Source organism: Pseudomonas sp. IT-P218 (assembly GCF_949767605.1).
GTDB classification, from domain to species: domain Bacteria; phylum Pseudomonadota; class Gammaproteobacteria; order Pseudomonadales; family Pseudomonadaceae; genus Aquipseudomonas; species Aquipseudomonas putida_AE.
In genome coordinates, this window is the sequence record NZ_CATKQQ010000006.1 from 30997 (window position 1) to 56285 (window position 25289).

A 25289-nucleotide genomic window follows, 5' to 3' on the forward strand; every position below is an offset into this window, starting at 1 on the left:
GACGGCTTTACACCAGATGGGCACTGAATTTTCTTGATCACCACAAATCTCCTTGTGGGAGCGGGCTTGCTCGCGAATGCGGTCTATCAGCTGACATTGACGTTGGCTGACCCGACGCATTCGCGAGCAAGCCCGCTCCCACACTGGATCTGTGGTGGTTAGGAATATCAGGCATTAAAAAGGGCCTGCTCTTATTGGGAGCAGGCCCTTTTTTTAATAATTTAAATTCTAATCAGTAGAACCGATCAATCACCCGAACTTCGTTCTGGTTCTGCAGCGAGGCCCAGGCCTGTTTCAGCGTTTGCAGAACATTACCGATGAAGTCCTTGTCGGCCGCTGCTTTCTTGCCGACATAGCCCTGGCCGCGACGGTACATCTTCAGTCGGGCGAGCAGGTTCTCGTTGTTCTGGTCGAACTCCGCTTCATGGGCGTGTGGAGACAGGCAGTCGATTTGAACTTCGCCCGACTTGCTGATCCACAGGATATGGCTGTCATGGCTGTCTTTTTGCGCAGCGAACATACGAGCCAGTTCTTCGATAGTTGGTTGATTGTTCAGATTCATCATAAAAACCCCTTGACCATTTGGTGATCTTTCAAAGTTGATTCGCTAATACAGGTAGCCCATCGGTTAGTTGATCCCTGGCACCGAAACCAGGACGTCAGCAGTCGTCCGTCGAAATCGACGGGGTCCCGCGTCTGTTGCATGTAGTCGTGTTGAATAACTGCTACGCAATAGCGTCACAACGAAGAGAAGCGGCGATAACCTTTGGCCCCTGCCGACCTTTTCAGGGTCGGCCACAAGCATCATGAGGATGGATCGCCAGCGCTTCTCGCCCTTGTACTGGACGTTCAGGCCAGGTCAGCTTCTTCAATCTGCCTTGTGGGCAGCGTGTATCCGGAAAAAACAGCTCGGCGGTCAGACGAGCTTGCTCAAGCGTGTTGCCAGTACTCCCGATCGGGGAGACGTCTGCATCATGCAAGGGCAAATCGAAGGCGTCAACGGTTTTGTAGTGAATATTTTTGTTCACTACATATTGTCCGACAAAGCTGATTTGGAATTAGAAAGGGAGGGGGGCTTGCCGGCGAAGCTCGCGGCTTTACCCGATCTATTGTGGGAGCTGGCCTGCCGGCGATGGCGTCCTTGAGCCTTGTGTTGGACTTTCAACGCCTTCGCCGGCAAGCCGGCTCCTACAGGGTTTACGGCGTTTCGAAACAATAAACGCTGCACGGCAACCCCTGGATCGACAGCTGATGCAGGCTGAACCGGTTTTGCGTGAGCTCGGGCATCACGGCAGCCCAGAACAGCCGCGCCGGCCGGTTCGCCTCGACATGGAAAATTTGCCATCGACCAGGGAGGCGGTTCAACAGAGTGGACACGACAAATCTGGCGACACCCTGGCCACGAAAGCGCCGACTGACGAACAGGTAACCGATGTTGTGGCGGGCGTCGGGTACATGGACTTCATCATCCACGGTCACGAATCCGGCCAACTCTCCGTCGACCTTGATCAGAAAAGGCTGGGTCGCGGGTTTTCGCCAGTAGTCCGAGAGGGACATCAGGCTGAAAAGACCCTGCTCGCCCAGTGCCAGCGGCACCCACTCGCTGAAGTCATAGGTGTAGAACTGCATCAGGTTTTCAAGGGTCTGCAGCTCATCGCGCCGGGCCGCGTGCAGTTCAATCGAGATCATCTGGAAGGTCCCCGCCGATTGCAGTGCAATACGCGTCATTATGGCCTACACCATCCAGCTTCTTTCGATCACCTTCAGACTTCGTTAAGAAACGCCTTCGATACTCCTCCCCAATAGATCCGGGGGAGGTATTTTCCAATGTCCGATTTCAACTGGAATGTTCAGTTGCCGCTGCAGTTTGGCCAGGCCGAAACGCCGCGGTTGCACCTCGCCAGGGCCTTGCCCTACGACCCGCAACGGTGTGCCTTCGAAACCTTTATCCAGCAACGTTTTCGCAAGGCCCACGGCGCCGACATTCGCCATTTCATGCCTGAACTGTTCGGCATGCTTGATGCCAACGATGCGCTCTGTGCAGTAGTGGGTGTGCGCCTGGCGAGCACCGGACCGCTGTTCCTGGAGTGTTACCTGGATGAAGCGATCGATCCGCTGATCAGCGCCACGGCAGACCAGGCCGTAGAGCGGTCGGCCATCGTCGAGGTGGGCAATCTGGCCGCCAGCGACACCGCAAACGCGCGCATGAGCATCATCGCGATGACCTACCTGCTGGCCATGGGAGGCCTGGAATGGGTGGCCTTTACCGGCAACCTGGGCTTGGTCAACAGCTTTCATCGCCTGGGTTTGAAGCCCGTGACGCTGTGCGCCGCCGACCCTGCGCGGCTCGGCGATGACCGCCACGCCTGGGGCAGTTACTACGAAAGCAAGCCTTGGGTTCACGTTGGCAACATCCGCGCCGGCTTCATTCATTTGCGCAATATCGGGTTGTTCAGTCGCCTGGGTTTGCCGACGTCGAGTGAGGCATGCTGCCATGTCGCCTGAGCTGGAACTGTTCGAACAGACCCTGCGCAGCCATGCCGAGGATCAGGCAAAAGTCACGGCGTTGTGGGGCGATCAGCTGAAACTGGACTACGCCACGCTGTATACCGAAGTGATGAAGCGCCAGCAGCGGCTGCGCGATGAGCAGATCGAGGTCGTGGCCCTGGCGCTGGACAACGGTGTCGAGGCCATGCTCTGGGACTTGGCCGCACTGTTCGCCGGCCTGGCCTGTGTCGCCTTGCCGGGCTTTTTCAGCCCGGCGCAACGCAGGCACTGCCTGGAGCAGAGCCGCGCCGAACGGGTCATCGCCGAACCGCACCTGCACGACGAACTGCAAGCGGCTGGCTATCAAACGGACGGCGACTTCTGGCGCCGTAGTTTCAGCGGTCCGAGTGTGATGCCTGAAGGCACGGCCAAGTTGACCTTCACCTCGGGCACCACCGGTACGCCCAAGGGAGTGTGCCTGAGTGCCGACAGCATCCTGCGGGTCAGCCGCGAGCTGGATCAGGCCAGCAAACCTACCCACCCGCAACACCATCTGGCGCTGCTGCCACTGGCCATCCTGCTGGAGAACATCGGTTGTTATGCCGCGTTGTACGCCGGCGCGACCTTGAGCCTGCCCGGCGCGAAAACCTTAGGGATTGAAGGCGCCAGCGGGGTGAACGTGCCGCAACTGCTGGGGTGCCTGGCCAACCGGGCGCCGCAGAGCCTGATCCTGGTGCCGCAGTTGCTGCTGATGCTGGTCAGTGCTGCCGAACAGCACGCCTTCGACCCACGGCACCTGCGTTTTGCCGCCGTGGGCGGTGCCCGGGTTTCCGAGGATCTGCTGCGTCGTGCACAGCGGGTGGGCGTGCCGGTCTACGAAGGGTACGGACTGTCGGAGTGCGCCTCGGTGGTGTGCCTCAATCGCCCACAGGCGCACCGTCCCGGCAGCGTCGGACAGCCCTTGCCCCATGTAGAGATCCGCCTGGCGGACGACGGCGAAGTGCTGATCAAGGGTTGCACCTTGCTCGGCTACCTGGGCGAGGCGCCCCATACCGCGGCATGGTGGCCCAGCGGTGATCTCGGCGAGTTCGACGCCGAGGGTTTTCTCTACCTCAAGGGCCGCAAGAAACATCAGTTCGTCACCAGTTTCGGGCGCAACGTGAATCCGGAGTGGGTGGAGGCCGAATTGACCCAGCGCGGGCTGATCGCCCAGGCCTTCGTGCATGGCGAGGCGATGGCGCACAACCATGCGCTGCTCTGGCCCCATCGCCCCGATTGCAGCGACGAGCAACTGGCTACCGCCGTCAGCCAGGCCAATCAGGCGTTACCCGACTACGCCCGGGTCCATCGCTGGACCCGTCTCGATCAACCCTTCACGGCCGCCAACGGTTTGCTCACCGCCAATGGCCGGCACCGGCGGGACGCCATCGTCGAGCGCTACCGGGAGCAACTCAGTGAATACGCATTTTCCGAGGAATCCGCACCATGAGTTTTTTTGACAGGCTGCAAGAAGCCACGCATCAACAACGCACTGAGCTGTTCAACGTGCCGATCATCCGTGATGCCCTGGAGGGCAACGTCAGCCTGGACAGTTACCAGGCCTTCCTGGCGCAAGCCTATTACCACGTGCGCCATACCGTCCCCTTGATGATGGCCTGCGGTGCGCGCCTGCCGTCGCGCCTGGAATGGCTGCGTGAGGCGGTCTGTGAGTACATCGAGGATGAATACGGCCACGAAAAGTGGGTACTCGATGACATCGAAGCCTGCGGCGGTGACAGGGATGCTGTGCGCACCGGGCGTCCGTCCATGGCGATCGAATTGATGGTCAGCTTTCTCTACGACCTGATTGCCCGGGGCAACCCGGTGGGGCTGTTCGGCATGGTCAACGTGCTCGAAGGCACCAGCATTGCCCTGGCCACCCAGGCCGCCGACAGCATCCGCCAACGCCTGTACTTGCCGCAAAGCGCCTTCAGCTACTTGAGTTCCCACGGCTCACTGGATATCGAGCACATGCAGACCTACCGCCGACTGATGAACAGGCTGGAAGATCCGGACGACCAGGCCGCCGTCATTCACGCCTCCAACGTGGTCTACCGGCTGTACACCGATATGTTCCGCGGCCTGCCGCATGACGGGGAGAACCGGCATGCGCCTGTCTGAAGCCCGCGTGGTGTTGACCGGCGCCAGCGGCGGCATCGGCCTGGCCATCGCCTCGGCCCTGTGCGCCAGTGGTGCCCGGGTATTGGCCGTGGCACGCAATCGGCAACCGCTGGCACCGCTGCTCGAGCAGTACCCGCGCAACCTGTTCTGGATCGGCGCTGACCTGACGCTGCTCGCCGAGCGCCGAGAAGTGCTGGCGGAAGCGGAAAGCATCGGTGGCATCAACCTGCTGATCAATGCCGCCGGGGTCAATCATTTCGCCATGCTCGAACAGCTGGACGACAGTGAGATCAACGCGATGCTGGCGGTGAACATCAGCGCGCCGATCTGCCTCACCAAACTGCTGCTGCCACTGCTCAAGCAGGCCGACAGTGCCATGGTGGTCAACGTCGGTTCAACCTATGGCTCCATCGGATACCCCGGATACGCCAGCTATTGCGCGACCAAATTCGCCCTGCGCGGATTCTCCGAAGCCCTGCGTCGGGAACTGGCGGACACCCGGGTCAGCGTGCTCTACGTCGCCCCCCGCGCCACCCGTACCAGCATGAACAGCCCGGCAGCCCAGGCGCTCAACGATGCGCTCAAGGCCAATGTCGACGACCCGCGGGCGGTGGCCGCCGCGGTGATCCACGCCATTGCCGGTGACCGTCGTGACCTGTACCTGGGCTGGCCGGAGCGCTTTTTCGTGCGCCTCAACAGCCTGTTGCCGCACCTGGTGGACCGGGGCCTGCGCAAGCAATTGCCGCTGATCCGCCACCTGAGCCAGAAACCCGACGAGGAGAAACTCAAGCCATGAAAAAGATCATCACCTGCCTGCTGTGCGGCGTCTTGAGCCAGAGTGTCTGGGCGCTGGATGCCGCCGACCAGCAACGCCTCAACGGGATCCAGCAAAGCTGGGCGCATATTCAGTACGAGTTGCCAGAGGATCAACGCACCGCGGCCTTCGAAAAACTCGCCGCGCAAGCTGCAAGCTTCACCCAGGAACGCCAGGCAGTCGCAGAGGCCTGGATCTGGTCCGGTATCGTCACCAGCAGTTGGGCCGGTGCCCAAGGCGGGCTCGGGGCGCTGAGCAAGGTCAAGGCGGCCAGGGCCGACCTGGAAAAAGCCCTGACCCTGGACCCCAAGGCCCTGCAAGGTTCTGCCTACACCAGCCTTGGTGCGCTGTACGACCGGGTGCCGGGTTGGCCCATTGGTTTTGGCGACTCGGACAAGGCCGAACAATTGCTCAAGGTCGCCTTGCAAATGAACCCCAACGGCATCGACAGCCTGTACTTTTGGGGCGATCACCTCTACCGTCAAAAGCGTTACGTCGAGGCCAGGGCCGCCCTGCAGAAAGCCTTGCTGGCCGCGCCGCGTCCCGGCCGCGAAAGCGCCGACGCCGGGCGGCGCAAAGAGATTGAAGCGCTGTTGGTGGACGTGAACAAGAAACTCGGCTGACAGGAGTCCGTGTGCGCTTATTACTGATAGAGGATGACGTGGCACTCGGCGAGGGCATTCACCAGGCCCTCAGTCGAGAAGGCTACACCGTCGACTGGTTGCAGGACGGCAGCAGCGCCTTGCACTCGCTGCTCAGTGAAATCTTTGACCTGGCGGTACTCGACCTTGGCCTGCCGCGCATGGACGGCCTCCAGGTGCTCAGGCAGCTGCGCGACGGTGGCTCCAACCTGCCGGTGCTGATCCTGACCGCGCGTGATGCCACCGAAGACCGCATCGCCGGGCTGGATGCCGGCGCCGACGATTACCTGATCAAGCCGTTCGACCTGGCCGAACTGAAAGCGCGCATACGGGCGCTGCTGCGACGCAGCGCCGGCCGTGCACAAGCGCTGATCGAACACGCCGGCATCAGCCTGAATCCAGGCACCCAGCAAGTCAGCTACAAGGGTGAGCCCGTCGCCCTGACACCCAAGGAATACCAGTTGCTCCACGAATTGCTGTCGCCCCCTGGCCGGGTGATGACGCGCGATCATCTGATGCAGTTGCTCTACGGCTGGAACGAGGAGGCCGAAAGCAACACCCTGGAAGTGCACATCCATCACCTGCGCAAGAAGTTCTCCACCGACCTGATCCGCACCATCCGCGGGATCGGCTACCTGGTGGAGGAGCGCCGATGACCTCGATCAGGCGTCGCACCCTGACCTTGATCATTGGCCTGATGCTCGCGGGCCTGACGGTGATCAGCGTGCTCAACCTGCACGACAGCAACCACGAAATCGCCGAAGTCTACGATGCCCAACTGGCCCAGAACGCGCGCCTCCTGCAAGGCGTCATGCGCATGCCCCTGGCGAGCCAGGAGCATGCCGATCTGTACCGGGCCTTCAATCAGGCGCTGAGCGAGGCGGCGCCCAGGGTCGACGGGCATCCCTATGAATCGAAGATTGCCTTTCAGGTCTGGAACTTCAAGGGCGAGTTGCTGGTGCACACGGCGAGCTCACCGTCCTTCAGTGCGCCACCGGTTACCCCGGGCTTCAGCGATGTAGTCGACCTGAAAAACCGGCATTGGCGCGCCTTCCTGCTCGAAGACAAACAAAACAACCTGCGCATCTGGGTGGGCGAACGCGACGACGTGCGCTCGGACCTGGTCGATCGGATCGTTAGCCACACGCTGTGGCCCAATGTCCTGGCAAGCCTGATGCTGGCCGCCATGATCTGGCTGGCCATCGGCTGGGGATTGAAGCCTCTGGTCGATATGGCGGCCAAATTGCGGGCCAGGCAGCCCGGCTCACTCGAGCCCTTGCAATTGACGCCGCTGCCCACCGAGCTTGAACCGATGCAGGCCGCCCTCAACCGCATGCTCGCGCAAATCCAGGAAGTCATGGGGCGCGAGCGGCGCTTCATCGCCGACGCCGCCCACGAAATGCGCACGCCCCTGGCGGTGCTGCGGGTGCATGCGCAAAACCTGATGGAGGCGGGCAGTGACGCGGAGCGGCGCGTATCCCTTGAACACCTGATTGCCGGTGTCGACCGTACCAGTCGACTGGTCAACCAGTTGCTGACCATGGCGCGTATCGAGCCCAATCCCGGCACGCAACCGCCTGCCCCCATCGACCTGGCCGCCACCGTTCGCGACAGCCTGATCCAGCTGACGCCCTGGTTATTGAGCAAGGACCTGGAACTGGTGTTCGACGTCAGTGACGACATCGGCCTGGTGCGGGTAGACCCCGCCGCGATTGATATCGCCCTGAACAACCTGGTCACCAATGCGGCGAACTTCTCACCGCTGCATGGACTCATCAGGGTCACGCTGGCCGCCAGGCAAAACGTCCTTGAGTTGTCCGTCGAAGATGAGGGGCCGGGCATCAACGAGGACGATCGCGCTCGGCTGTTCGAGCGTTTCTACAGCCGCGGCAATGACCAGGGAGCAGGGCTGGGGCTGACCATCGTCCAGGCCATTGCCGATCGCCTGGGTGGGCAAATCAAACTGGAGAATCGCAGCCCCACAGGCTTGCGCGCCATGCTGGAAATTGGCCGCGCATAAACCTGGCATTGCCTTCAGAGGGAACGCTGGTTGACCCGGGCCATGAGCTGCTCGGCGGTCTCCTTGCGTTCAGAGTAACGATCCACCAGGAACGCCTGGCGATCACGCAGCAGCAGGGTGAATTTCACCAGTTCTTCCATCACGTCGACGACCCGGTCGTAGTACGGGGATGGCTTCATCCGGCCCGCCTCATCGAACTCCATGTAGGCCTTGGGCACCGAGGACTGGTTGGGGATGGTGAACATGCGCATCCAGCGCCCCAGCACACGCAGCTGATTGACCACGTTGAACGACTGCGAGCCGCCACACACCTGCATCACCGCCAGCGTCTTGCCCTGGGTCGGGCGAACGGCGCCGAGCTCCAGGGGTACCCAGTCGATCTGCGCCTTGAACACGGCCGACATCGCGCCATGGCGTTCCGGCGAACACCAGACCTGGCCTTCCGACCACTGCATCAGCTCACGCAGTTCCTGGACCTTGGGGTGGGCGACGGGCGCATCGTCGGGCAGCGGCAAACCGGAGGGATTGAAGATGCGCGTCTCGGCGCCGAAGTGCTCCAGCAGGCGCGCGGCTTCTTCGACCAGCAGGCGGCTGAACGAGCGCTCGCGGGTCGAGCCGTACAGCAGCAGGATGCGTGGCTTGTGCGCACTGGGCTGGTTCGGCATCTGCGGGCCGTCGAACAGCGTGAGATCAAGGTTGGGAAGGTGGTCTGACATTTTTCCTCCTGCTCAGAGCGAGCCGATTCGATCCAGCTCGCGTTTCAGTTCATCGCGGCTGATAGTGTTGAAGGGCAGGGCGAGGAAGGCCTTGCAGCGTTGTTCGATGCGCGCCAGGGTGGCGCGGAAGGCGGCGTCGACCAGCGCTTCATCACCCACCACATCGGATGGATCTTCCAGGCCCCAATGGGCTTTCACAGCCTGGCCGAAGTACACCGGGCAGGATTCACCCGCCGCCTTGTCGCACACGGTGATGACGATATCCGGCGGGTTGCCCTCGAAGGCGTCATTGCCCTTGCTGCTCAAGCCGTCGATGGCAATGCCGGCCTGTTGCAGGGTGACAAGACTGCGCGGCAGTACCTGGCCCTTGGGAAAACTCCCCGAACTCACCGCTTCGAAACCGTGCGGCGCCAGGTGATTGAACATGGCCTCGGAAAGGATGCTGCGGCAGCTGTTGGCCGTGCACATGAACAGGACTCGCATGGATTTGCTCCTGCCGCTCACGGCGGCGTCAAAGACTCAGGCTCAGGCGCAGCGCCAGGGCCGAAAGGGTGATCAACAGAACCGGAAGGGTCAGCACGATGCCGATCTTGAAGTAGTAGCCCCAGGTGATGCGCACGCCCTTGCGCTCGAGCACATGCAGCCAGAGGAGGGTGGCGAGACTGCCGATGGGGGTGATTTTCGGGCCGAGGTCGCAGCCGATGATGTTGGCGTAGATCATCGCCTCGCGAACCACGCCGTCGGCGCCGCTGCCCTGGATCGACAACGCGCCGATCAAAACGCTGGGCATGTTGTTCATCACCGACGACAGCAGCGCGGACAGCAGGCCGGTGCCGATGGCGGCGCCCCACAGACCGTAGTCGGCCAGGCGGTCGAGCACATGGGTGAGCGAATCCGTCAGCCCTGCGTTCTTCAGGCCATACACCACCAGGTACATGCCCAGCGAGAACACCACCACCTGCCAGGGTGCCTCGCGCAACACGCGCCGGGTGGAGATCCGGTGACCCTTGGCCGCCACCGCGAACAGAATTGCTGCACAGGCCGCCGCGACCGCGCTGATGGGAACACCCAGCGGCTCCAGGACAAACAGGCCGACCAGCAAGCCCAGCAACGTCCACCAGCCGACGACAAAGGTGGCGCGGTCGTGAATCGCCGTTTCCGGCGCCGGCAGCGCGTCCACGTCATAGCGCGGTGGCAAGTCCCGACGGAAGTACAGGAACAGCACCAGCAGGGTGGCGGCGACGCTGACCAGGTTCACCGGCACCATCACCGACGCATACTCGGCAAAACCCAGCCCGAAGTAGCCGGCGGACACGATGTTCACCAGGTTGGACACCACCAGCGGCAGGCTGGCGGTGTCGGCGATGAACCCGGCAGCCATGACGAACGCCAGGGTCGCGGCGGGCGAGAAACGCAGCGCCAGCAGCATGGACATGACGATGGGCGTCAGGATCAGCGCCGCGCCGTCATTGGCGAACAGCGCAGACACCGCCGCGCCCAGCAGCACGCAAAACGCGAACAAGCGATAGCCACTGCCCTGCGCCCAGCGCGCCACATGCAGCGCGGCCCATTTGAAGAAGCCGGCCTCATCCAGCAGCAGACTGATAATGATGATGGCGATAAAGGTCGCGGTCGCGTTCCAGACGATGGCCCACACCGTGGGAATATCCTGCAGCGACACCGCACCCACCGCCAACGCGATGATTGCACCGGCCGCGGCGCTCCAGCCCACACCAAGCCCCTTGGGTTGCCAGATGACCAGAATGAGGGTGAAGACAAAAACAGCAAAGGCAATCAGCATCGAAAACTCACTCGATCAGGGATTCAGCAGCAGGCAGCATCGCGCACAGGGCGCCCGTCCATGTTCTGCAGGCGGGACGCGTTGTTTTGCAGCCAATCGGCGTTGCCCTGCAACGTCACCTGCAGGATCTCGTGCACCCAGGCAGGCAGGTTCGGATTCAGTCGGTAATAAACCCATTGCCCCTGACGGCGATCCAGCAACAACCCGCTGCTGCGCAGTTGCGCCAGATGACGGCTGATCTTCGGCTGGCTGTCGTCCAGCGCGCACATCAGCTCGCAGACACACAGCTCGCCCTGGTGGGCGATCAGCAAGGTGGCGCGGGCGCGGGTCTCGTCGGCCAGGTTTTTGAATACCTCAGGGGGCGTGAGCATTGGGTTGGGCCTATTACATATGGATAATCAAATATACGGATATCCATATGTAATGAGCAAGCAAAAAAGTCGAACCTTTGCTCCTGATCATTTGCCATAAAGACAGGCCTGGCATCAGAGGGCAGGGCACTATCGAGGAATTCCCCATGCACCACTACACCGTGCAATACCTGTTCAACGGCGAGCCTCGCACTCACCTGTTCGAACTCGAGCCACCTCGGTTGCCCACCCATGAGGCGGCGATGCACCTGCTGCAACTGCATTTTGGCGATGGCGAGAACAGCCTGATCATGCCCAATGCGGACGCGACGCCAGAGGAGGTGCTATGGCAGGCTGAACTGGTGGGGCTGACGCAGATCAGGGTCGTCGATGAAGTCGATTGAAGGAAGTTGCGGCACCCTGGTTTTCGTAATTCATGCAAAAACTGCATTTTTATGGAATTACGTTATGCGTAATGAGTATTTTACGAGAGGTGGTCAGGGCCTCATCGTATAAAGCAGGCCGCATTCAGATGTGATCGCGAAAAAGCTTCGGCATGCCTATCGAGCCCATATCGGCTCGTCCATTCCTGTAAATAGTACCGAGACCGCGCGCGCGGATCGACCTGACTTGCCTGAAAAGGCATCTGGAGACGAACGTGCGTTACCTGACGAAACTGGCGGCCGGGATGGCCGCTGCATGGCTGTGTCTTGCTGCGAACGCGCAATCGCTGGTGGTGGGTGACCAAAGTTACAACGCCCAGGCCGTGATGGAGGCGGCGGGGGTACTTGACGATCTGCCTTATACCCTTGAGTGGAAGCAGTTCACGGCAGGGTCGCCTGTCGCCGAGGCACTCAATGTCGGCAGTCTCGATATCGGGCTGCTCGGTGATGCGCCCGCGCTGTTCCTGGGCGCATTGGGCGCACCGATCAAGGTGATTGCAGTCGGCCGGCAAAGTCTTGGCGGTGTGGCCATTCTTGTGAGCAAGGATTCGTCGATCCACAGTCTTGAGGATCTGAAGGGCAAGCGCGCGGCCATTTGGAAAGGTTCCTGGAGCCAGCAGCTGCTGCTGACCGCGCTGGATAAAGCCGGTGTCCCACGCGACTCGCTGGATTTGCGTTATCTCAGTGCACTGGATGCCTCCCATGCGCTGGACGGTGGCTCGGTTGACGTCATCGCTACCTGGGAGCCCTACGTCACGCAACAGGAACGCCAGGGTGCGCGGATTCTGGCCACGGCTGATGGATTGATCCCGGCCCAGAGCTTCATCGCCGCCAACGCCAATTCCGTCGACGCCAAGCGCGCACAAATCAGTGATTTCCTCCAGCGCCTGAGGAAAGCGCGTGATTGGACGCTGCAAAATCCAGCCAATACCAACGCTTATGCCGATGCCTGGGCCAAACGCACCCGGGCTGACGCTGAAATCGCGCGTCTCTGGTTTGCCCGAGCGCGAACCACCGTCGAGCCACTGAGCTCGCAGGTTCCTGTGGAGGCGCAGAAGACCGTGGACTTTTTCGCAAGCCTGGGACTGGTCAAGTCCTACCCGGCAGTCAACCTGTTCGACAATTCATTCGCTGCCTCCTTGCAGCCAGCCTTGGCCAAATAAGGATATTTTTGCCATGACCAAAAGACAGCTCAAACTGGGCGCGCTGACGATGGGGTGTGGTGGGCCAGGCCGCCACAACCTGTGGCTGGACCCTCAATTGCCCGCCGATGCCAGCGTCAATGTCGACTGGTACATCGACATTGCGCGTCAGGCCGAGGCGGCACTGTTCGACTTGATGTTCATCGTCGACAGCCAGTTCATTACACCGGGCTCGCCATCCCACTACCTGAATCGTCTGGAGCCGCTGACACTGCTGTCAGCGATTGCCGTGAGCACTCGACATATCGGTCTGGTCGGTACGCTGACGACCTCCTACAACTCGCCCTATAACGTCGCGCGGCGCCTGGCATCACTGGACCTGATCAGCAAAGGCCGTGCGGGCTGGAACGTCGTCACCAGCGGCGATGCCGGCACCGCTGGCAACTACAGTCGCGACGAACATTACGATTACGACACCCGCTACAGTCGGGCGGCCGAACACGTCCAGGTGGTCCAGGGCCTGTGGCACTCTTATGAGGAGGATGCGTTCGTGCGCGACAGGGCGACGGGCCAGTTTCTCGACCCAGGCAAACTGCACCGTCTGAATCACCAGGGCGAACACTTCTCTGTGGTCGGCCCGCTGAACATCCAACGCTCACAGCAAGGCCAGCCGGTGATCTTCCAGGCCGGCGATTCGCAGCAGGGCCGCGATCTGGGCGCCGCGACTGCGGATGTGGTCTTCACCCATGCCGCCAGCGTCGAGCAGGGCCAGGCTTTCTACCAGGATATCAAGGGCAGGGCGCAGCGACTTGGCCGCGATCCCGAGCAGTTACTGGTCATGCCCGGTGCCGAAATCCATGTAGGTGACAACGACAAACATGCGCGTGAAATCGAGCAGTACTACCATCAGGCCGACCATAGCTTCGAGCTCGCGCTGAAGGAATTTGGCCGCAACTTCGGTTGGCATGACTTCAGCCAATACGACCTCGATGCTCCGTTCCCTCAGGAGAGTCTGGAGTCTGCGCGCAGCAGCTTTTTCACCGCGGCCAAACGTATCGCCGATCAGGCACGGGAGAAGGGTTTCACGCTGCGCCAGGCCGTGGAGTTCGGTCGACAGCTGCGCCCGGGTGCCTTCGTTGGCTCGGCTGACACTGTTGCGCAGAAAATGGCTGACTGGTTCGAAGCCCGGGCGGTGGATGGTTTCAACATCTACATTGGCCACCCTGAGCAGTTCAACCGTTTTACCAACGAGGTGGTTCCGCTGCTGCAAGAGCGTGGTGTCTACCGCAGGGCGTATGAAGGTACGACCTTGCGTGAAAGCCTGGGTCTGGAGATTCCTCGATTCGGGGGCAAGCGGTAGTCACGCTATCGAGTATCAAGTGGCCGGCTCGGTGTTGCGCACCGAACCGGCCATTTGCGTCACCGCAGCTACTTGCAGTTTCCTGCCTTGCGATATCCCGCGGATTGGGCTGCAGATTCAGAGTCAAAAGTTATCTGGTTTTTCGTCGACACCTGAGCATACCCAGGACACCCCATTGAGAGGTGATAGATGTGGCTATTGCGGTTGCCGATGATCGAACCTGCTGCGCTCGTACTCGCCAGGGTCGGCTGGGCTGCTGCCCGCGGCGGGTTAACAGGCATCGCGCTGACGACACCCTCACCGACCGCCTTATATCCTTGCGACCATCGACGCTCGCCCGTCACGAATGGATTGGAGTGCCCCATGATGGCTGCAATACGTCGATCCCGCTCTTTTTCCCAGGACGAAACCGGGTACTGCTTGTCCCAGGCCATCAGTAGCTGTTGCTGCTGACGGGACATGCTCAGCTTGTACCTGTCGAACATGTAGAAGGTTGTTCTTGCGACCAGCCCCTTGACCTCGTCACGGGGTTCCGCAGCACGTTGATCGAAATCAACCCGCGTCTTGCACTGCCCATACTGCGGCGCTACGCCGGTAGCCATGCCGTAGTTGAAATTGCTTCGGTCGCCGTTCACCTCGCCAACGGACGGGTAGAGGTTGAACAGGTCCGCTTCCATGGCGCGAAACACAGGATCATCATCCACGCAGTGTTCCCGACCACCGTTCTTCCAGCATTGGCGTTGGTTACCGAATGTCCAGGCGGGCACGATATGTTCCCACTCAGTGCGCTCTGCCCGATTCTCTTGCTTCCTGGCCTTGAGGCCACAGGACTCGGCATCGATACGTCCGCCTGATTTCCCCACCCACGTCCATTTGCAGCCGCAATACAACTCGCCCATGGAGCTGTTCGCCTGGTCCAGATAGATTTTCTGTTTGGCGATGACCTTGGCCTCGGAAAAGGTCGAGGGTGGGCTTGCGAAGGCGCAGGTGATTACCGAGAGGGTCAGCGCTACTACAGACAGCAGTTTTTTCATTGGAAAACATTAGCTTATGAAGGGGCGCGCATTGTACGCACGACGTCGACGGCCGCTGCAGTATTTTCTCGGGTAAACGCAACCTCGATAAATGTTTGCAGCTGCCCGGCTGTCAAGCTGCTCTGAAACCGGTTTCATTTTGTCTCGGTCGTCGATATATTCCCCGCTTTTTCCCAGCCAGTGCGTCCAAAAACCAACAAGATTGATGCGCCGCCTACCCGAATTGCTGATGAGGATTTGTGATGTCTGAGCAAGATCAAGACAACCCGCGCCGGGACTTTCTGCGCAAAACGCTGACCCTGATTCCCGTAGTGACGGTGGCCAGTACCGGTTTCGGCATGAACGCACTGGCGGCAACCGATAGCGCCCCGACCGCCAAAGCGCCGATCGCACCCCCCGCGAGCGATTACCAGCCCAGCTATTTCACCAAGGAAGAGTGGGCTTTCGTCCAGGCGGTGGTATCGCGCCTTATTCCTGCCGACGACCTTGGCCCCGGTGCACTTGAAGCGGGAGCAGCTGAATTTATCGATCGGCAGATGAACACGCCCTACGCAACAGGTGCGCTCTGGTACATGCAGGGCCCATTTGTGACTGATGCTCCCCCTGAACTGGGTTACCAACTGCAATTGGCGCCGCAGCAACTCTACCGCCTGGGCATCGCGGAAACGGACGCGTGGTGCAAAACCACTTACGGCAAAGTTTTTGCTGCGCAAGACAGCGCTACCCGAGACAGTATTCTCCACAAAATGGAGTCCGGAGAGGTGGTTTTCGATGATTTTCCGGTTAAAGCATTCTTCAGCCTGATGGTGCAGAACACCCGTGAAGGATTCTTCTGCGACCCCATTCATGGCGGTAACAAAGGGATGGTCGGCTGGACCCAGATTGGTTTCCCTGGCGCTCGCGCCGATTTCATGGATTGGGTCGAGCGCAACGAGCCGTACCCCTTCCCGGCAGTGTCGATTCGTGGCGAGAGGGCTTGAAGATGGCGACGGTATTGAAAAAGGTTGATGCGGTCATCGTCGGTTTCGGCTGGACCGGGGCCATCATGGCCAAGGAGCTGACCGAGGCGGGACTGCAGGTGGTGGCGTTGGAGCGCGGCCCCATGCAGGACACCTATCCGGATGGAAACTATCCGCAAGTGATCGATGAGCTGACCTACAGCGTGCGCAAAAAGCTGTTCCAGGACATCTCCAAGGAAACGGTGACTATCCGTCATAGCGTCAATGACGTCGCGTTGCCCAATCGGCAGCTTGGCGCGTTCCTGCCCGGCAAAGGCGTCGGTGGTGCGGGCCTGCATTGGTCGGGCGTGCATTTTCGCGTCGACCCCATCGAGTTGAGGATGCGCAGCCACTACGAGGAGCGCTACGGCAAGCACTTCATTCCCAAGGACATGACCATCCAGGACTTTGGCGTCACCTACGAAGAGCTGGAGCCGTTTTTCGATTTCGCCGAAAAGGTCTTCGGCACATCTGGCCAGGCCTGGACAGTGAAAGGCCAGTTGGTCGGTGCAGGGAAGGGCGGTAATCCCTACGCGCCGGATCGTTCCAGTGATTTCCCTCTGGAATCGCAGAAGAACACCTACTCGGCGCAGTTGTTCCAGAAGGCCGCACTCAGTGTTGGCTATAAACCCTACAACCTGCCCTCTGCCAATACGTCGGGACCCTACACCAATCCTTATGGCGCACAGATGGGGCCTTGTAATTTCTGCGGCTTCTGCAGCGGTTACGTGTGCTACATGTACTCGAAGGCCTCTCCCAACGTAAATATCCTGCCAGCCCTGCGCCAGGTGCCGAACTTTGAGTTACGCACCAACGCCCATGTGCTGCGCGTCAATCTCGATAGCAGCAAGCGCAAGGCCACGGGTGTCTCCTACATCGATGCGCAAGGCCGAGAGGTCGAGCAACCGGCGGACCTGGTGATCCTTGGGGCTTTCCAATTCAACAATGTGCGCCTGATGTTGTTATCCGGCATTGGCAAACCCTATGACCCGAAGACCGGGGAAGGGGTAGTGGGCAAGAACTTTGCCTATCAGAACATGGCCACCATCAAGGCCTTCTTCGACAAGGACACCCACACCAACAACTTTATCGGTGCGGGTGGCAACGGCGTGGCGGTGGATGACTTCAATGCCGATAACTTCGATCACGGCCCCCACGGTTTTGTCGGCGGATCGCCGATGTGGGTCAACCAGGCGGGGAGTCGGCCAATCGCCGGTACATCGAACCCGCCAGGCACCCCGGCCTGGGGCAGCAGCTGGAAGAAGGCGACCGCCGATTACTACACCCATCAGGTGTCGATGGACGCGCATGGTGCGCATCAATCCTATCGCGGCAACTACCTTGACCTGGATCCGGTTTACCGCGATGCCTACGGGCTGCCGCTTTTGCGCATGACGTTCGACTGGCAGGAAAACGATATAAAAATGAATCGTTTCATGGTCGAAAAAATGAGCAAGATCGCCCAGGCCATGAACCCTAAAACCATTGCCGTGCTTGGCAAGAAAGTAGGGGATCATTTCAATACGGCGTCCTATCAGACGACGCACCTCAACGGCGGCGCAATCATGGGCACTGACCCCAAGACCAGTGCCATCAACCGTTATCTTCAGTGCTGGGACGTGCACAACGTTTTTGTCCCTGGCGCTTCAGCGTTTCCTCAAGGCCTGGGTTACAACCCCACGGGTCTTGTCGCCGCCCTGACGTACTGGTCGGCACGGGCGATTCGCGAACAGTACTTGAAAAACCCAGGCCCGCTGGTTCAGGCATAAGGAGCGACACGTGATGAAAAAAATAATTGTCGCGGCGTTGATGCTCTGCGCGAACCTCCCGGCATGGGCTGCAGAGTCCACCGATGCCCAAATCAAACAGGGAGAATACCTGGCGCGTGCCGGTGACTGCGTTGCCTGTCATACCGCCAAGGGTGGCAAACCCTTCGCCGGCGGACTTGGCATGGAGACGCCAATCGGCACGGTGTATTCGACCAACATCACCCCTGACGCCAGCGGCATTGGCGGCTACAGCTTTGATGACTTCGACAGGGCGGTGCGTCATGGGATTGGCAAGAGTGGCAGCAGCTTGTATCCCGCCATGCCATTTCCTTCCTATGCACGTGTCAGCCCGGCCGACATGCAAGCGCTCTACGCGTACTTCATGAAGGGCGTGGAACCTGTTGAGCAGCCGAACAAGGAGACCGATATTCCATGGCCCCTGAGTATGCGTTGGCCACTGTCGATCTGGCGGGAACTGTTCGCCCCAAAAGTTGAAACCCATCAGGCTCCAGTGGGTGCAGATCCGGTGGTCAGTCGTGGCGCTTATCTCGTCGAAGGCCTGGGCCATTGCGGTGCCTGCCATACACCGCGTGCAATCACGATGCAGGAAAAGGCCCTGAGTGCCAGTGAGAGCCCGTTGTTCCTGTCCGGCAGCGCGCCATTGGAAGGCTGGATCGCCAAGAACCTTCGTGGTGATCACAAGGATGGATTGGGGAGCTGGAGCGAAGACGATCTGGTGCTGTTTCTCAAGACCGGCCGTAGCGACAGAGGGGCTGTCTTTGGTGGCATGAGTGATGTGGTCGAGCACAGCATGCAATACATGACGGAGGCTGATCTGCGCGCGATCGCCCGATACCTGAAAAGCCTGCCGCCCACCGACCCAGACGACAAGCCCCATCAATATGACAAACAGGTGGCGGATGCTCTATGGCGAGGAGACGACAGCAAACCCGGCGCTTCGGTGTACATCGACAATTGCGCGGCCTGTCATAGAACCGATGGCCAGGGATACGCTCGTGTGTTTCCTGCGTTGGCCGGCAACCCGGTGCTGCAGACTGAGGACGCTACTTCCCTGATCAACATTGTGCTGAAGGGTGGGTCATTGCCAGCGACGCATGCGGCACCCTCAACCTTCACCATGCCTGATTTTGCGTGGCGATTATCAGATCAGCAAATTGCGGCGGTTGTGACTTTCATCAGGACGAGCTGGGGTAACCAGGGTGCGGCGGTGACGGCGAGCGATGTGAAGAGTCTGCGTGTTGACGGTTTGAGACAGGCCACTGGAACTGACCTGGGGCTGACGAGTAGCAAGTAAGGCACGTCTTGGTTTGAGTACGAAGGGCCCCGAGAGGGGCAATGCTGTTCACTTTAGGTTGGAGGGCTTCAGGTGGATATTTGGATTAGGTGTATATCCATTCCTGCGGTAACGGCCACCTATGGTTTCGCTCTTACCTGTAGGAGCGAGCTTGCTCGCGATGGAGGTCAACGATGACGCGGGGAGCCTGACACCCCGCGGTGCTCTCAGGTTTTTCGCGAGCAATCGAGCGTCGACCGGCTGCTCCTACAGGGGAACGTGCTCACTTGAAACCAGGTCGGCTGTCAGGCCGCCTCGCTTTGCTTTTGATCGTGGCGACCCACGGAGCAATGCCGGAGTGAGGGCATGCCGAGCCTAGGCGAGGCACCGAGTGGTGGGGCAAGAGCCTTTTGGTTCTTTTTTGGCGTTTGAAAAAGGGACTCGCCGCAAGGGCGAAACCATAGGTGGCCGTTACCGCAGCAATGGATATCCCCCCAATCCAGTTTTTAACAACCCCATGCTTAAGTGAACAGCATTACCCGAGAGGGGCCCTTTTTGTTGGGCGTCTGAATTTTACGTCCCCGCGTGCGCCTGTATATCGACCCACACCGCGCCACCCGGATACTGATAACGCTCCAGTGTCTCAGGGCTCATTTCAATGCTGTACCCCGGCCGTTGCGGCGGCATGTAGCGCCCGCGGCGGATCACCACCGGGTCGAGGAAGTGTTCGTGCAGGTGGTCGACGTATTCCAGGACCCGGTTGTGCAGCGAGGCCGAGACGGCGATGTAGTCGAACAGCGCGATGTTCTGCACGTACTCGCACAAACCGACGCCTCCGCCATGGGGGCAGACCGGGATGTCGAACTTGGCGGCCATCAGTAACACGATCAACACTTCATTGAGCCCACCCAGGCGGGCGGCGTCCAGCTGGCAGAAGTCCAGGGCGCCGGCCTGGAACATCTGCTTGAACATCACCCGGTTGTGGCAGTGCTCACCGGTGGCCACGCCGATCGGTGCGATACGCTGGCGGATGCTGGCGTGGCCGAGGATGTCGTCGGGGCTGGTCGGCTCTTCGATCCACAGCGGATCGAATGCGGCCAGGCGGCGCATGTTGGCGACTGACTCGTCGACGCCCCAGACCTGGTTGGCGTCCATCATCAGGCTCCGTTCCCAGCCGATTTCTTCACGCAGGATGGTGGCGCGGCGGATGTCGTCTTCCAGGTTGGCGCCGATTTTCTGCTTGATGTGGGTCCAGCCATCCTCGACTGCCGACCGCGCCAGTTGGCGCATTTTTTCTTCGCTGTAGCCCAGCCAGCCCGGCGCGGTGGTGTAGCCGGGGTAGCCTTCACGGAGCATTTGCGCCTCACGCTGGGCTTTACCAGGCACCTGGCGGCGCAGTAGGGCGATGGCTTCTTCGGGGGTGAGCACGTCGGTGACGTAGCTGAAATCCAGGCAGCGCACCAGTTGTTCCGGCGTCATGTCGGCCAGCAACTTCCACACGGGTTTGCCTTCGTGTTTGGCCCACAGGTCCCAGATCGCGTTGACGATGGCCGCGGTGGCCAGGTGGATCACGCCTTTTTCCGGCCCCAGCCAGCGCAGTTGGCTGTCGCCCACGGTGAAGTTGTGCCAGAAGGCGCCCATGTCGGCGACGATGTCTTCGAGGGTCAGGCCGACCACCAGCGGTGCCAGGGATTGCACGGCCGCGACACAGATTTCGTTGCCACGGCCGATGGTGAAGGTCAGGCCATGGCCTTCCAGGCCGCTAGGCGCGTCGGTGTGCAGCACGACATAGGTGGCGGAGTAGTCCGGCGCGCTGTTCATCGCATCGGAGCCGTCCAGGGACAGGGAGGTGGGGAAACGGATGTCGCGCACGCTCAGGTGAGTGATTCGAATGCTCATGGCGGATTCTTGTTCTGGGTGACCATAGGGAGCCCCGACTGTAGATCGCCAGGCGATACAGGCATAATCGCGAATTCCTAAGTATCGATACCGGATTTGATATGCCTATCGAGCCAGAAACCACGGCGCCCGAGCTGCGCAATTTTGCTGCCCTGAAAATTTCCAGCCGGCAGATCACCTTGCTCAATGCCCTGGGCGAGTTCGGCAACCTGCGCCGGGCGGCCACGGCGATGCACACCTCGCAACCGGCCGCCAGCCTGCTGCTGCAGCAACTGGAGGAGCGACTGGGCGTGCGCCTGTTCGACCGCTTGCCGCGCGGCATGCAGCCGACCCTGTATGGCGAGGTGATGATCCGCTACGCCCAGGGCGCGCTGCATGAGTTCGAGCATGCCCAGGAGCAGATCGCCGAACTGGCGCGCGGGGCCACGGGGCTGGTGCGGGTCGGCAGTGTGATGGGGCCGGTGCCGACGCTTTTGACCAAGGCGGTGCTGGCGTACAAGCGCGAACACCCCAAGGTGCGCATCTCCATTGAGGTCGGGACCAGCGATACCTTGCTGCCGGCCTTGCTGCGCGGCGATTTCGATGTGGTGCTGGGGCGAGTGCCCGATCAGAGCGATAGCCACGGCCTGGACATCGAACTGTTCGACCACGGCGAACAGATGCGCGTGATTGCCCGTGCCGGCCACCCGTTGGCCGGTTCTGCGCCCTTGCAGTTGGCCGATCTGATCGCACAGACCTGGATCCTGCACCCCATGGGCAGCCCCATGCGTCGCCGGGTGGAAAGTGCCCTGCAGGCCGGCGGCATGGTGCAGGCGCTGGATATCGTGGAAACCGCCTCGATCCTGGCCACCACGGCGATGCTCGAAGCCTCGGACATGATCGCGGTGGTGCCCAACGACGTGGCCGAGCATTACGCGCGTTATGGCATGGTCACTGTCCTGCCGGTGGAATTGCCGATCTCCATGGCCAACATTGGCCTGCTGACCTTGGGGTCACGACCCAAGTCGGTAGCGCTCACTAAATTGCTCGACTACTTCAGGGCGCAATAGGTCGAAGTGATAACGTTTGGTTATCAGTTGATCGGATCATCTCATTGGGAATCCCGGGGTTGGCTCCTTACAGTTGGCGCAGATTCACCCTCCACAGAAAGGGTGACGCCATAACAAGAAGTCGGCCGCTATACCCTGAGAGGTCCCATGCAACTGATAGCCAGTACACGGACCGGCGACCCTGCCGTGATTCGCCTCAACCCCTTGGACAACGTAGTGATCGCCCGACAGGTCCTGCCTGAAGGCCTGAACCTGGAAGCCGAAGCCGTCACCGTGCGCCAGCCGATTCCGTCCGGGCACAAAGTCGCCACCCAGCGCGTGGAGCAGGGCCAGGCCCTGCGTCGTTATGGGCAGATCATCGGTTTTGCCTCCCAGCCCATCGAAGCCGGCGACCACGTGCACGTACACAATGTGGAGATGGGCGACTTTGCCCGTGACTATGCCTTCGGCGTGGACGCCCATGTATCGCCAGCCTCCGAAGCCGTGTTCCAGGGCATCGTGCGGGCCGATGGCCGCGTGGCGACGCGCAACTATGTCGGCATTCTCACGTCGGTGAACTGTTCGGCGACCGTCGCCCGGGCCGTGGCCGATCACTTTCGTCGCGACATCCACCCCGAAGCACTGGCCGCCTTCCCGAACATCGATGGTGTGGTGGCGCTGACCCACGGTGCCGGTTGCGCAGTAGACCCCAGCGGCGAAGCCCTGGGCCTGTTGCGCCGCACACTCGGCGGCTACGCTGTTCACCCCAATTTTGCCGCGGTGCTGATCATCGGCCTGGGCTGTGAAACCAACCAGATCGAAAGCCTGCTGGAAACCCAGGGGCTTGCGGCCAGCGACCAGTTGCGCGCCTTCACCATCCAGGGCATAGGCGGCACCTCGAAAACCATCGCCAGTGGCATCGAGCAGGTCAAGGCCTTGCTGCCCAAGGCCAACCAGGTGCAACGCGAACCGGTCAGCGCACGCCACCTGATCGTCGGCCTGCAGTGCGGCGGCTCGGACGGTTACTCCGGCATCACCGCCAACCCGGCGCTGGGCAATGCGGTCGATCGCCTGGTGGCGGCCGGTGGCACCGCGATCCTGTCCGAGACCCCGGAGATCTATGGCGCCGAACATTTGCTCACGCGCCGCGCCGTGAGCCGCGAAGTGGGGGAAAAACTCATTGCGCGCATCCACTGGTGGGAAGACTACTGCCGGCGCATGAACGCCGAACTGAACAACAACCCTTCGGCCGGTAACAAGGCCGGGGGCCTGACCACCATTCTCGAGAAATCCCTGGGGGCGGTGGCCAAGGCCGGCTCCAGCAACCTGGTGGATGTCTACCAGTACGCCGAAGCGGTCCGGGCCAAGGGCCTGGTGTTCATGGACACCCCGGGCTACGACCCGGTCTCGGCCACCGGGCAAGTCGCCGGTGGCGCCAACCTGATCGCCTTCACCACCGGCCGGGGCTCGGCCTACGGCTGCGCGCCCGCACCTTCGATCAAGCTGGCCACCAACAACCGGGTGTTCGAGCACCAGGAAGAAGACATGGACGTGAACTGCGGCGGCATTGCCGACGGTTCCACCAGCATCGAAGAGCGCGGCGCCTACATCTTCGCGCAGATGCTGCGAATCGCTTCCGGCGAACGCAGCAAGAGCGAACAACACGGCTATGGGCAGAACGAATTCGTGCCCTGGCAGATCGGCGCCGTGACCTGACTGACAGCCACGCAACTTTCACAAGGCGAACACCATGCAATTTTCCGGATACAACTTCATTGCCGGCCAGCGCAGTGCCCTGGGCGACACCCTGGTCCACAGCATCGACGCCCACACCGGCGAACGCCTGCCAGGCGCTTTCCATCAGGCCACCCTGGCGGAAGTCGATGCCGCGGTGGCGGCGGCGAGCGCGGCGTTTGCCTCGTTTCGCACGCTGCCGGCGGTACGCCGCGCGGAATTCCTTGAAGCCATCGCCGACGAGCTCGATGCACTGGGCGAAGATTTCATCGACCTGACCTGTCAGGAGACGGCACTGCCGAGCGCCCGTATCCAGGGTGAGCGCGGGCGTACCAGTGGCCAGATGCGCCTGTTTGCCCAGGTGCTGCGCCGGGGTGATTTTTACGGCGCACGCATCGACCAGGCGCTGCCGGCACGCACCCCCTTGCCACGCCCGGATCTGCGTCAGTACCGCATCGGCGTCGGCCCGGTGGCGGTGTTCGGCGCCAGCAACTTCCCGCTGGCGTTTTCCACCGCGGGTGGTGATACCTCCGCCGCCCTGGCCGCCGGTTGCCCGGTCGTCTTCAAGGCCCATAGCGGCCACATGGCCACCGCCGAGCGGGTGGCAGAGGCGCTGATTCGTGCGGCCGAGCGCACGGGCATGCCGGCCGGCGTGTTCAACATGATCTTCGGTGCCGGCGTCGGAGAGGCGTTGGTCAAGCACCCGGGCATCCAGGCGGTGGGCTTTACCGGCTCGCTGAAAGGCGGCCGTGCCCTGTGTGACATGGCGGCAGCCAGGCCGCAACCGATCCCGGTGTTTGCCGAGATGTCGAGCATCAACCCGGTGCTGGTCCTGCCCCAGGCCCTGGCCAACCGCAGCGCGGCAATGGCCCGGGAGCTGACCGCCTCGGTGGTGCAGGGCTGTGGCCAGTTCTGCACCAACCCCGGGCTGGTGCTGGGTATTCGCTCGCCAGCGTTCAGCGCCTTCATCGAGCAACTGACCGGGCACATGGCCGAACAGGCGCCGCAAACCATGCTCAATCCAGGCACCCTGAACAGTTACTGCAAAGGCTTGCAGGCGTTGCGGGCGCACTCGGGCATCAAGCATTTGAGCGGCCTGTCGCAAGCGGGCAATCAGGCGCAGCCGCAACTGTTCGAGGCCGACATCAGCCTGTTGCTGGAACAGGATGAATTGCTTCAGGAGGAGGTGTTCGGCCCTTGCACAGTGGTAGTCCAAGCGGCGGACAAGGCTGAACTGTTGCGCGCCGTCGCTGCCTTGCGCGGCCAGCTCACGGCCACGCTGCTGGCCGACGACGATGACCTCACTGTCTTTGGTGAGCTGTTCGGCGCGCTGGAAGTGAAGGTCGGCCGGGTGTTGCTCAACGGTTACCCGACCGGTGTCGAGGTGTGCGATGCCATGGTCCATGGCGGGCCTTACCCGGCCACCTCCGATGCCCGCGGCACCTCGGTCGGCACCCTGGCGATCGATCGTTTCCTGCGCCCGGTGTGCTACCAGAACGTGCCCGATGCGTTGCTGCCCGATGCCTTGAAGAACGCCAACCCGCTGGGCCTGCAGCGCCTGGTCGATGGCAAGCACACCACCGCGGCGTTGAATTGATC

Annotated in this window: 25 protein-coding genes; 16 read left to right on the forward strand and 9 right to left on the reverse strand. The window is 61.2% G+C overall.

Annotated features, from left to right (window positions below):
- Positions 1–232: 232 nt before the first annotated feature.
- The 3 genes from ACM6I6_RS04625 to ACM6I6_RS04635 form a co-directional block, all read right to left on the reverse strand.
- Complete coding sequence (locus tag ACM6I6_RS04625) at positions 233–562, reverse strand: hypothetical protein (RefSeq protein WP_323608267.1); 330 nt, start codon at positions 560–562, stop codon at positions 233–235.
- 223 nt (positions 563–785) lie between these two features.
- Entirely contained in the window at positions 786–1028 is a 243-nt protein-coding gene (locus ACM6I6_RS04630) for a hypothetical protein (RefSeq protein WP_274076710.1), read from the reverse strand.
- A gap of 169 nt (positions 1029–1197) precedes the next feature.
- The gene (locus tag ACM6I6_RS04635; protein ID WP_323608304.1) at positions 1198–1689 is read right to left on the reverse strand and encodes a GNAT family N-acetyltransferase; all 492 of its coding nucleotides are present in this window, start codon (positions 1687–1689) and stop codon (positions 1198–1200) included.
- Between the two features lie 138 nt (positions 1690–1827).
- Between ACM6I6_RS04635 and ACM6I6_RS04640 the strand changes: the two genes are divergently transcribed.
- Genes ACM6I6_RS04640 through ACM6I6_RS04670 form a run of 7 tightly spaced genes read left to right on the forward strand, consistent with a single transcriptional unit; the run spans position 1828 to position 8122 of the window.
- Positions 1828–2505: a thermostable hemolysin gene (locus ACM6I6_RS04640; RefSeq protein WP_323608268.1), complete on the forward strand. Its 678-nt coding sequence runs from the start codon at positions 1828–1830 to the stop codon at positions 2503–2505.
- On the forward strand, positions 2495–3976 hold the full coding sequence (locus ACM6I6_RS04645) for an AMP-binding protein (protein ID WP_414919488.1): 1482 nt from the start codon (positions 2495–2497) through the stop codon (positions 3974–3976). Before ACM6I6_RS04640 ends, ACM6I6_RS04645 begins: the two co-directional genes overlap by 11 nt.
- On the forward strand, positions 3973–4647 hold the full coding sequence (locus tag ACM6I6_RS04650) for a TenA family transcriptional regulator (RefSeq protein WP_414919489.1): 675 nt from the start codon (positions 3973–3975) through the stop codon (positions 4645–4647). The genes ACM6I6_RS04645 and ACM6I6_RS04650 overlap by 4 nt, the downstream gene beginning before the upstream one ends.
- Entirely contained in the window at positions 4634–5443 is an 810-nt protein-coding gene (locus ACM6I6_RS04655) for an SDR family oxidoreductase (protein ID WP_414919490.1), read from the forward strand. Before ACM6I6_RS04650 ends, ACM6I6_RS04655 begins: the two co-directional genes overlap by 14 nt.
- Positions 5440–6084, forward strand: coding sequence for a tetratricopeptide repeat protein (locus ACM6I6_RS04660; protein WP_414919491.1), 645 nt, complete (start codon positions 5440–5442; stop codon positions 6082–6084). Before ACM6I6_RS04655 ends, ACM6I6_RS04660 begins: the two co-directional genes overlap by 4 nt.
- 11 nt (positions 6085–6095) lie before the next feature.
- A complete protein-coding gene (locus ACM6I6_RS04665) occupies positions 6096–6758 on the forward strand; it encodes a response regulator (protein ID WP_274076716.1) in 663 nt (220 codons plus the stop codon).
- Positions 6755–8122: an ATP-binding protein gene (locus ACM6I6_RS04670; RefSeq protein WP_414919492.1), complete on the forward strand. Its 1368-nt coding sequence runs from the start codon at positions 6755–6757 to the stop codon at positions 8120–8122. Before ACM6I6_RS04665 ends, ACM6I6_RS04670 begins: the two co-directional genes overlap by 4 nt.
- A 14-nt stretch (positions 8123–8136) precedes the next feature.
- On the opposite strand, the gene arsH is transcribed toward ACM6I6_RS04670, so the two are convergent.
- The 4 genes from arsH to ACM6I6_RS04690 are packed head-to-tail and all read right to left on the reverse strand — an operon-like array spanning position 8137 to position 11010.
- Positions 8137–8838, reverse strand: a complete 702-nt coding sequence (gene arsH / locus ACM6I6_RS04675) for an arsenical resistance protein ArsH (protein ID WP_323608272.1) — start codon at positions 8836–8838, stop codon at positions 8137–8139.
- Positions 8839–8850: 12 nt separating this feature from the next.
- On the reverse strand, positions 8851–9321 hold the full coding sequence (locus ACM6I6_RS04680) for an arsenate reductase ArsC (RefSeq protein WP_274076719.1): 471 nt from the start codon (positions 9319–9321) through the stop codon (positions 8851–8853).
- Between the two features lie 28 nt (positions 9322–9349).
- Entirely contained in the window at positions 9350–10639 is a 1290-nt protein-coding gene (locus ACM6I6_RS04685; protein ID WP_414919493.1) for an arsenic transporter, read from the reverse strand.
- Between the two features lie 23 nt (positions 10640–10662).
- Entirely contained in the window at positions 10663–11010 is a 348-nt protein-coding gene (locus tag ACM6I6_RS04690) for a metalloregulator ArsR/SmtB family transcription factor (protein WP_274076721.1), read from the reverse strand.
- Positions 11011–11156: 146 nt separating this feature from the next.
- Here ACM6I6_RS04690 and ACM6I6_RS04695 point away from each other — a divergent pair, with 146 nt between their 5' ends.
- The 3 genes from ACM6I6_RS04695 to ACM6I6_RS04705 all read left to right on the forward strand — a co-directional run bounded on the left by ACM6I6_RS04695 (position 11157) and on the right by ACM6I6_RS04705 (position 13934).
- Entirely contained in the window at positions 11157–11393 is a 237-nt protein-coding gene (locus ACM6I6_RS04695; RefSeq protein ID WP_414919494.1) for a hypothetical protein, read from the forward strand.
- 254 nt (positions 11394–11647) lie between these two features.
- Entirely contained in the window at positions 11648–12595 is a 948-nt protein-coding gene (locus ACM6I6_RS04700; protein ID WP_414919495.1) for an ABC transporter substrate-binding protein, read from the forward strand.
- Positions 12596–12608: 13 nt separating this feature from the next.
- The gene (locus ACM6I6_RS04705; protein ID WP_323608276.1) at positions 12609–13934 is read left to right on the forward strand and encodes an LLM class flavin-dependent oxidoreductase; all 1326 of its coding nucleotides are present in this window, start codon (positions 12609–12611) and stop codon (positions 13932–13934) included.
- A gap of 68 nt (positions 13935–14002) precedes the next feature.
- Here the strand turns inward: ACM6I6_RS04705 and ACM6I6_RS04710 are convergent, their stop codons facing one another.
- Positions 14003–14968, reverse strand: a complete 966-nt coding sequence (locus tag ACM6I6_RS04710; RefSeq protein ID WP_274076725.1) for an endonuclease — start codon at positions 14966–14968, stop codon at positions 14003–14005.
- Positions 14969–15210: 242 nt separating this feature from the next.
- On the opposite strand from ACM6I6_RS04710, the gene ACM6I6_RS04715 reads away from it, so the two are divergent.
- The 3 genes from ACM6I6_RS04715 to ACM6I6_RS04725 are packed head-to-tail and all read left to right on the forward strand — an operon-like array spanning position 15211 to position 19050.
- Positions 15211–15948 (forward strand): gluconate 2-dehydrogenase subunit 3 family protein, encoded by a 738-nt coding sequence (locus ACM6I6_RS04715; protein ID WP_414919496.1) that lies wholly within the window; start codon positions 15211–15213, stop codon positions 15946–15948.
- A 2-nt stretch (positions 15949–15950) separates the two neighbouring features.
- A complete protein-coding gene (locus ACM6I6_RS04720; protein ID WP_274076727.1) occupies positions 15951–17735 on the forward strand; it encodes a GMC family oxidoreductase in 1785 nt (594 codons plus the stop codon).
- A 13-nt stretch (positions 17736–17748) separates the two neighbouring features.
- Entirely contained in the window at positions 17749–19050 is a 1302-nt protein-coding gene (locus tag ACM6I6_RS04725) for a c-type cytochrome (protein ID WP_414919497.1), read from the forward strand.
- A 552-nt stretch (positions 19051–19602) separates the two neighbouring features.
- Here the strand turns inward: ACM6I6_RS04725 and ACM6I6_RS04730 are convergent.
- On the reverse strand, positions 19603–20928 hold the full coding sequence (locus ACM6I6_RS04730; protein WP_414919498.1) for an L-fuconate dehydratase: 1326 nt from the start codon (positions 20926–20928) through the stop codon (positions 19603–19605).
- A gap of 101 nt (positions 20929–21029) precedes the next feature.
- Between ACM6I6_RS04730 and ACM6I6_RS04735 the strand changes: the two genes are divergently transcribed.
- The 3 genes from ACM6I6_RS04735 to ACM6I6_RS04745 all read left to right on the forward strand — a co-directional run bounded on the left by ACM6I6_RS04735 (position 21030) and on the right by ACM6I6_RS04745 (position 25287).
- Positions 21030–21977 carry a LysR family transcriptional regulator gene (locus ACM6I6_RS04735; RefSeq protein ID WP_323608281.1) on the forward strand — a complete coding sequence of 316 codons (948 nt, stop codon included), beginning with the start codon at positions 21030–21032 and terminating at the stop codon, positions 21975–21977.
- A 147-nt stretch (positions 21978–22124) separates the two neighbouring features.
- Entirely contained in the window at positions 22125–23672 is a 1548-nt protein-coding gene (locus tag ACM6I6_RS04740) for a UxaA family hydrolase (protein WP_414919499.1), read from the forward strand.
- A 34-nt stretch (positions 23673–23706) separates the two neighbouring features.
- Positions 23707–25287, forward strand: coding sequence for an aldehyde dehydrogenase (NADP(+)) (locus ACM6I6_RS04745; protein ID WP_414919500.1), 1581 nt, complete (start codon positions 23707–23709; stop codon positions 25285–25287).
- Positions 25288–25289 lie beyond the last annotated feature (2 nt).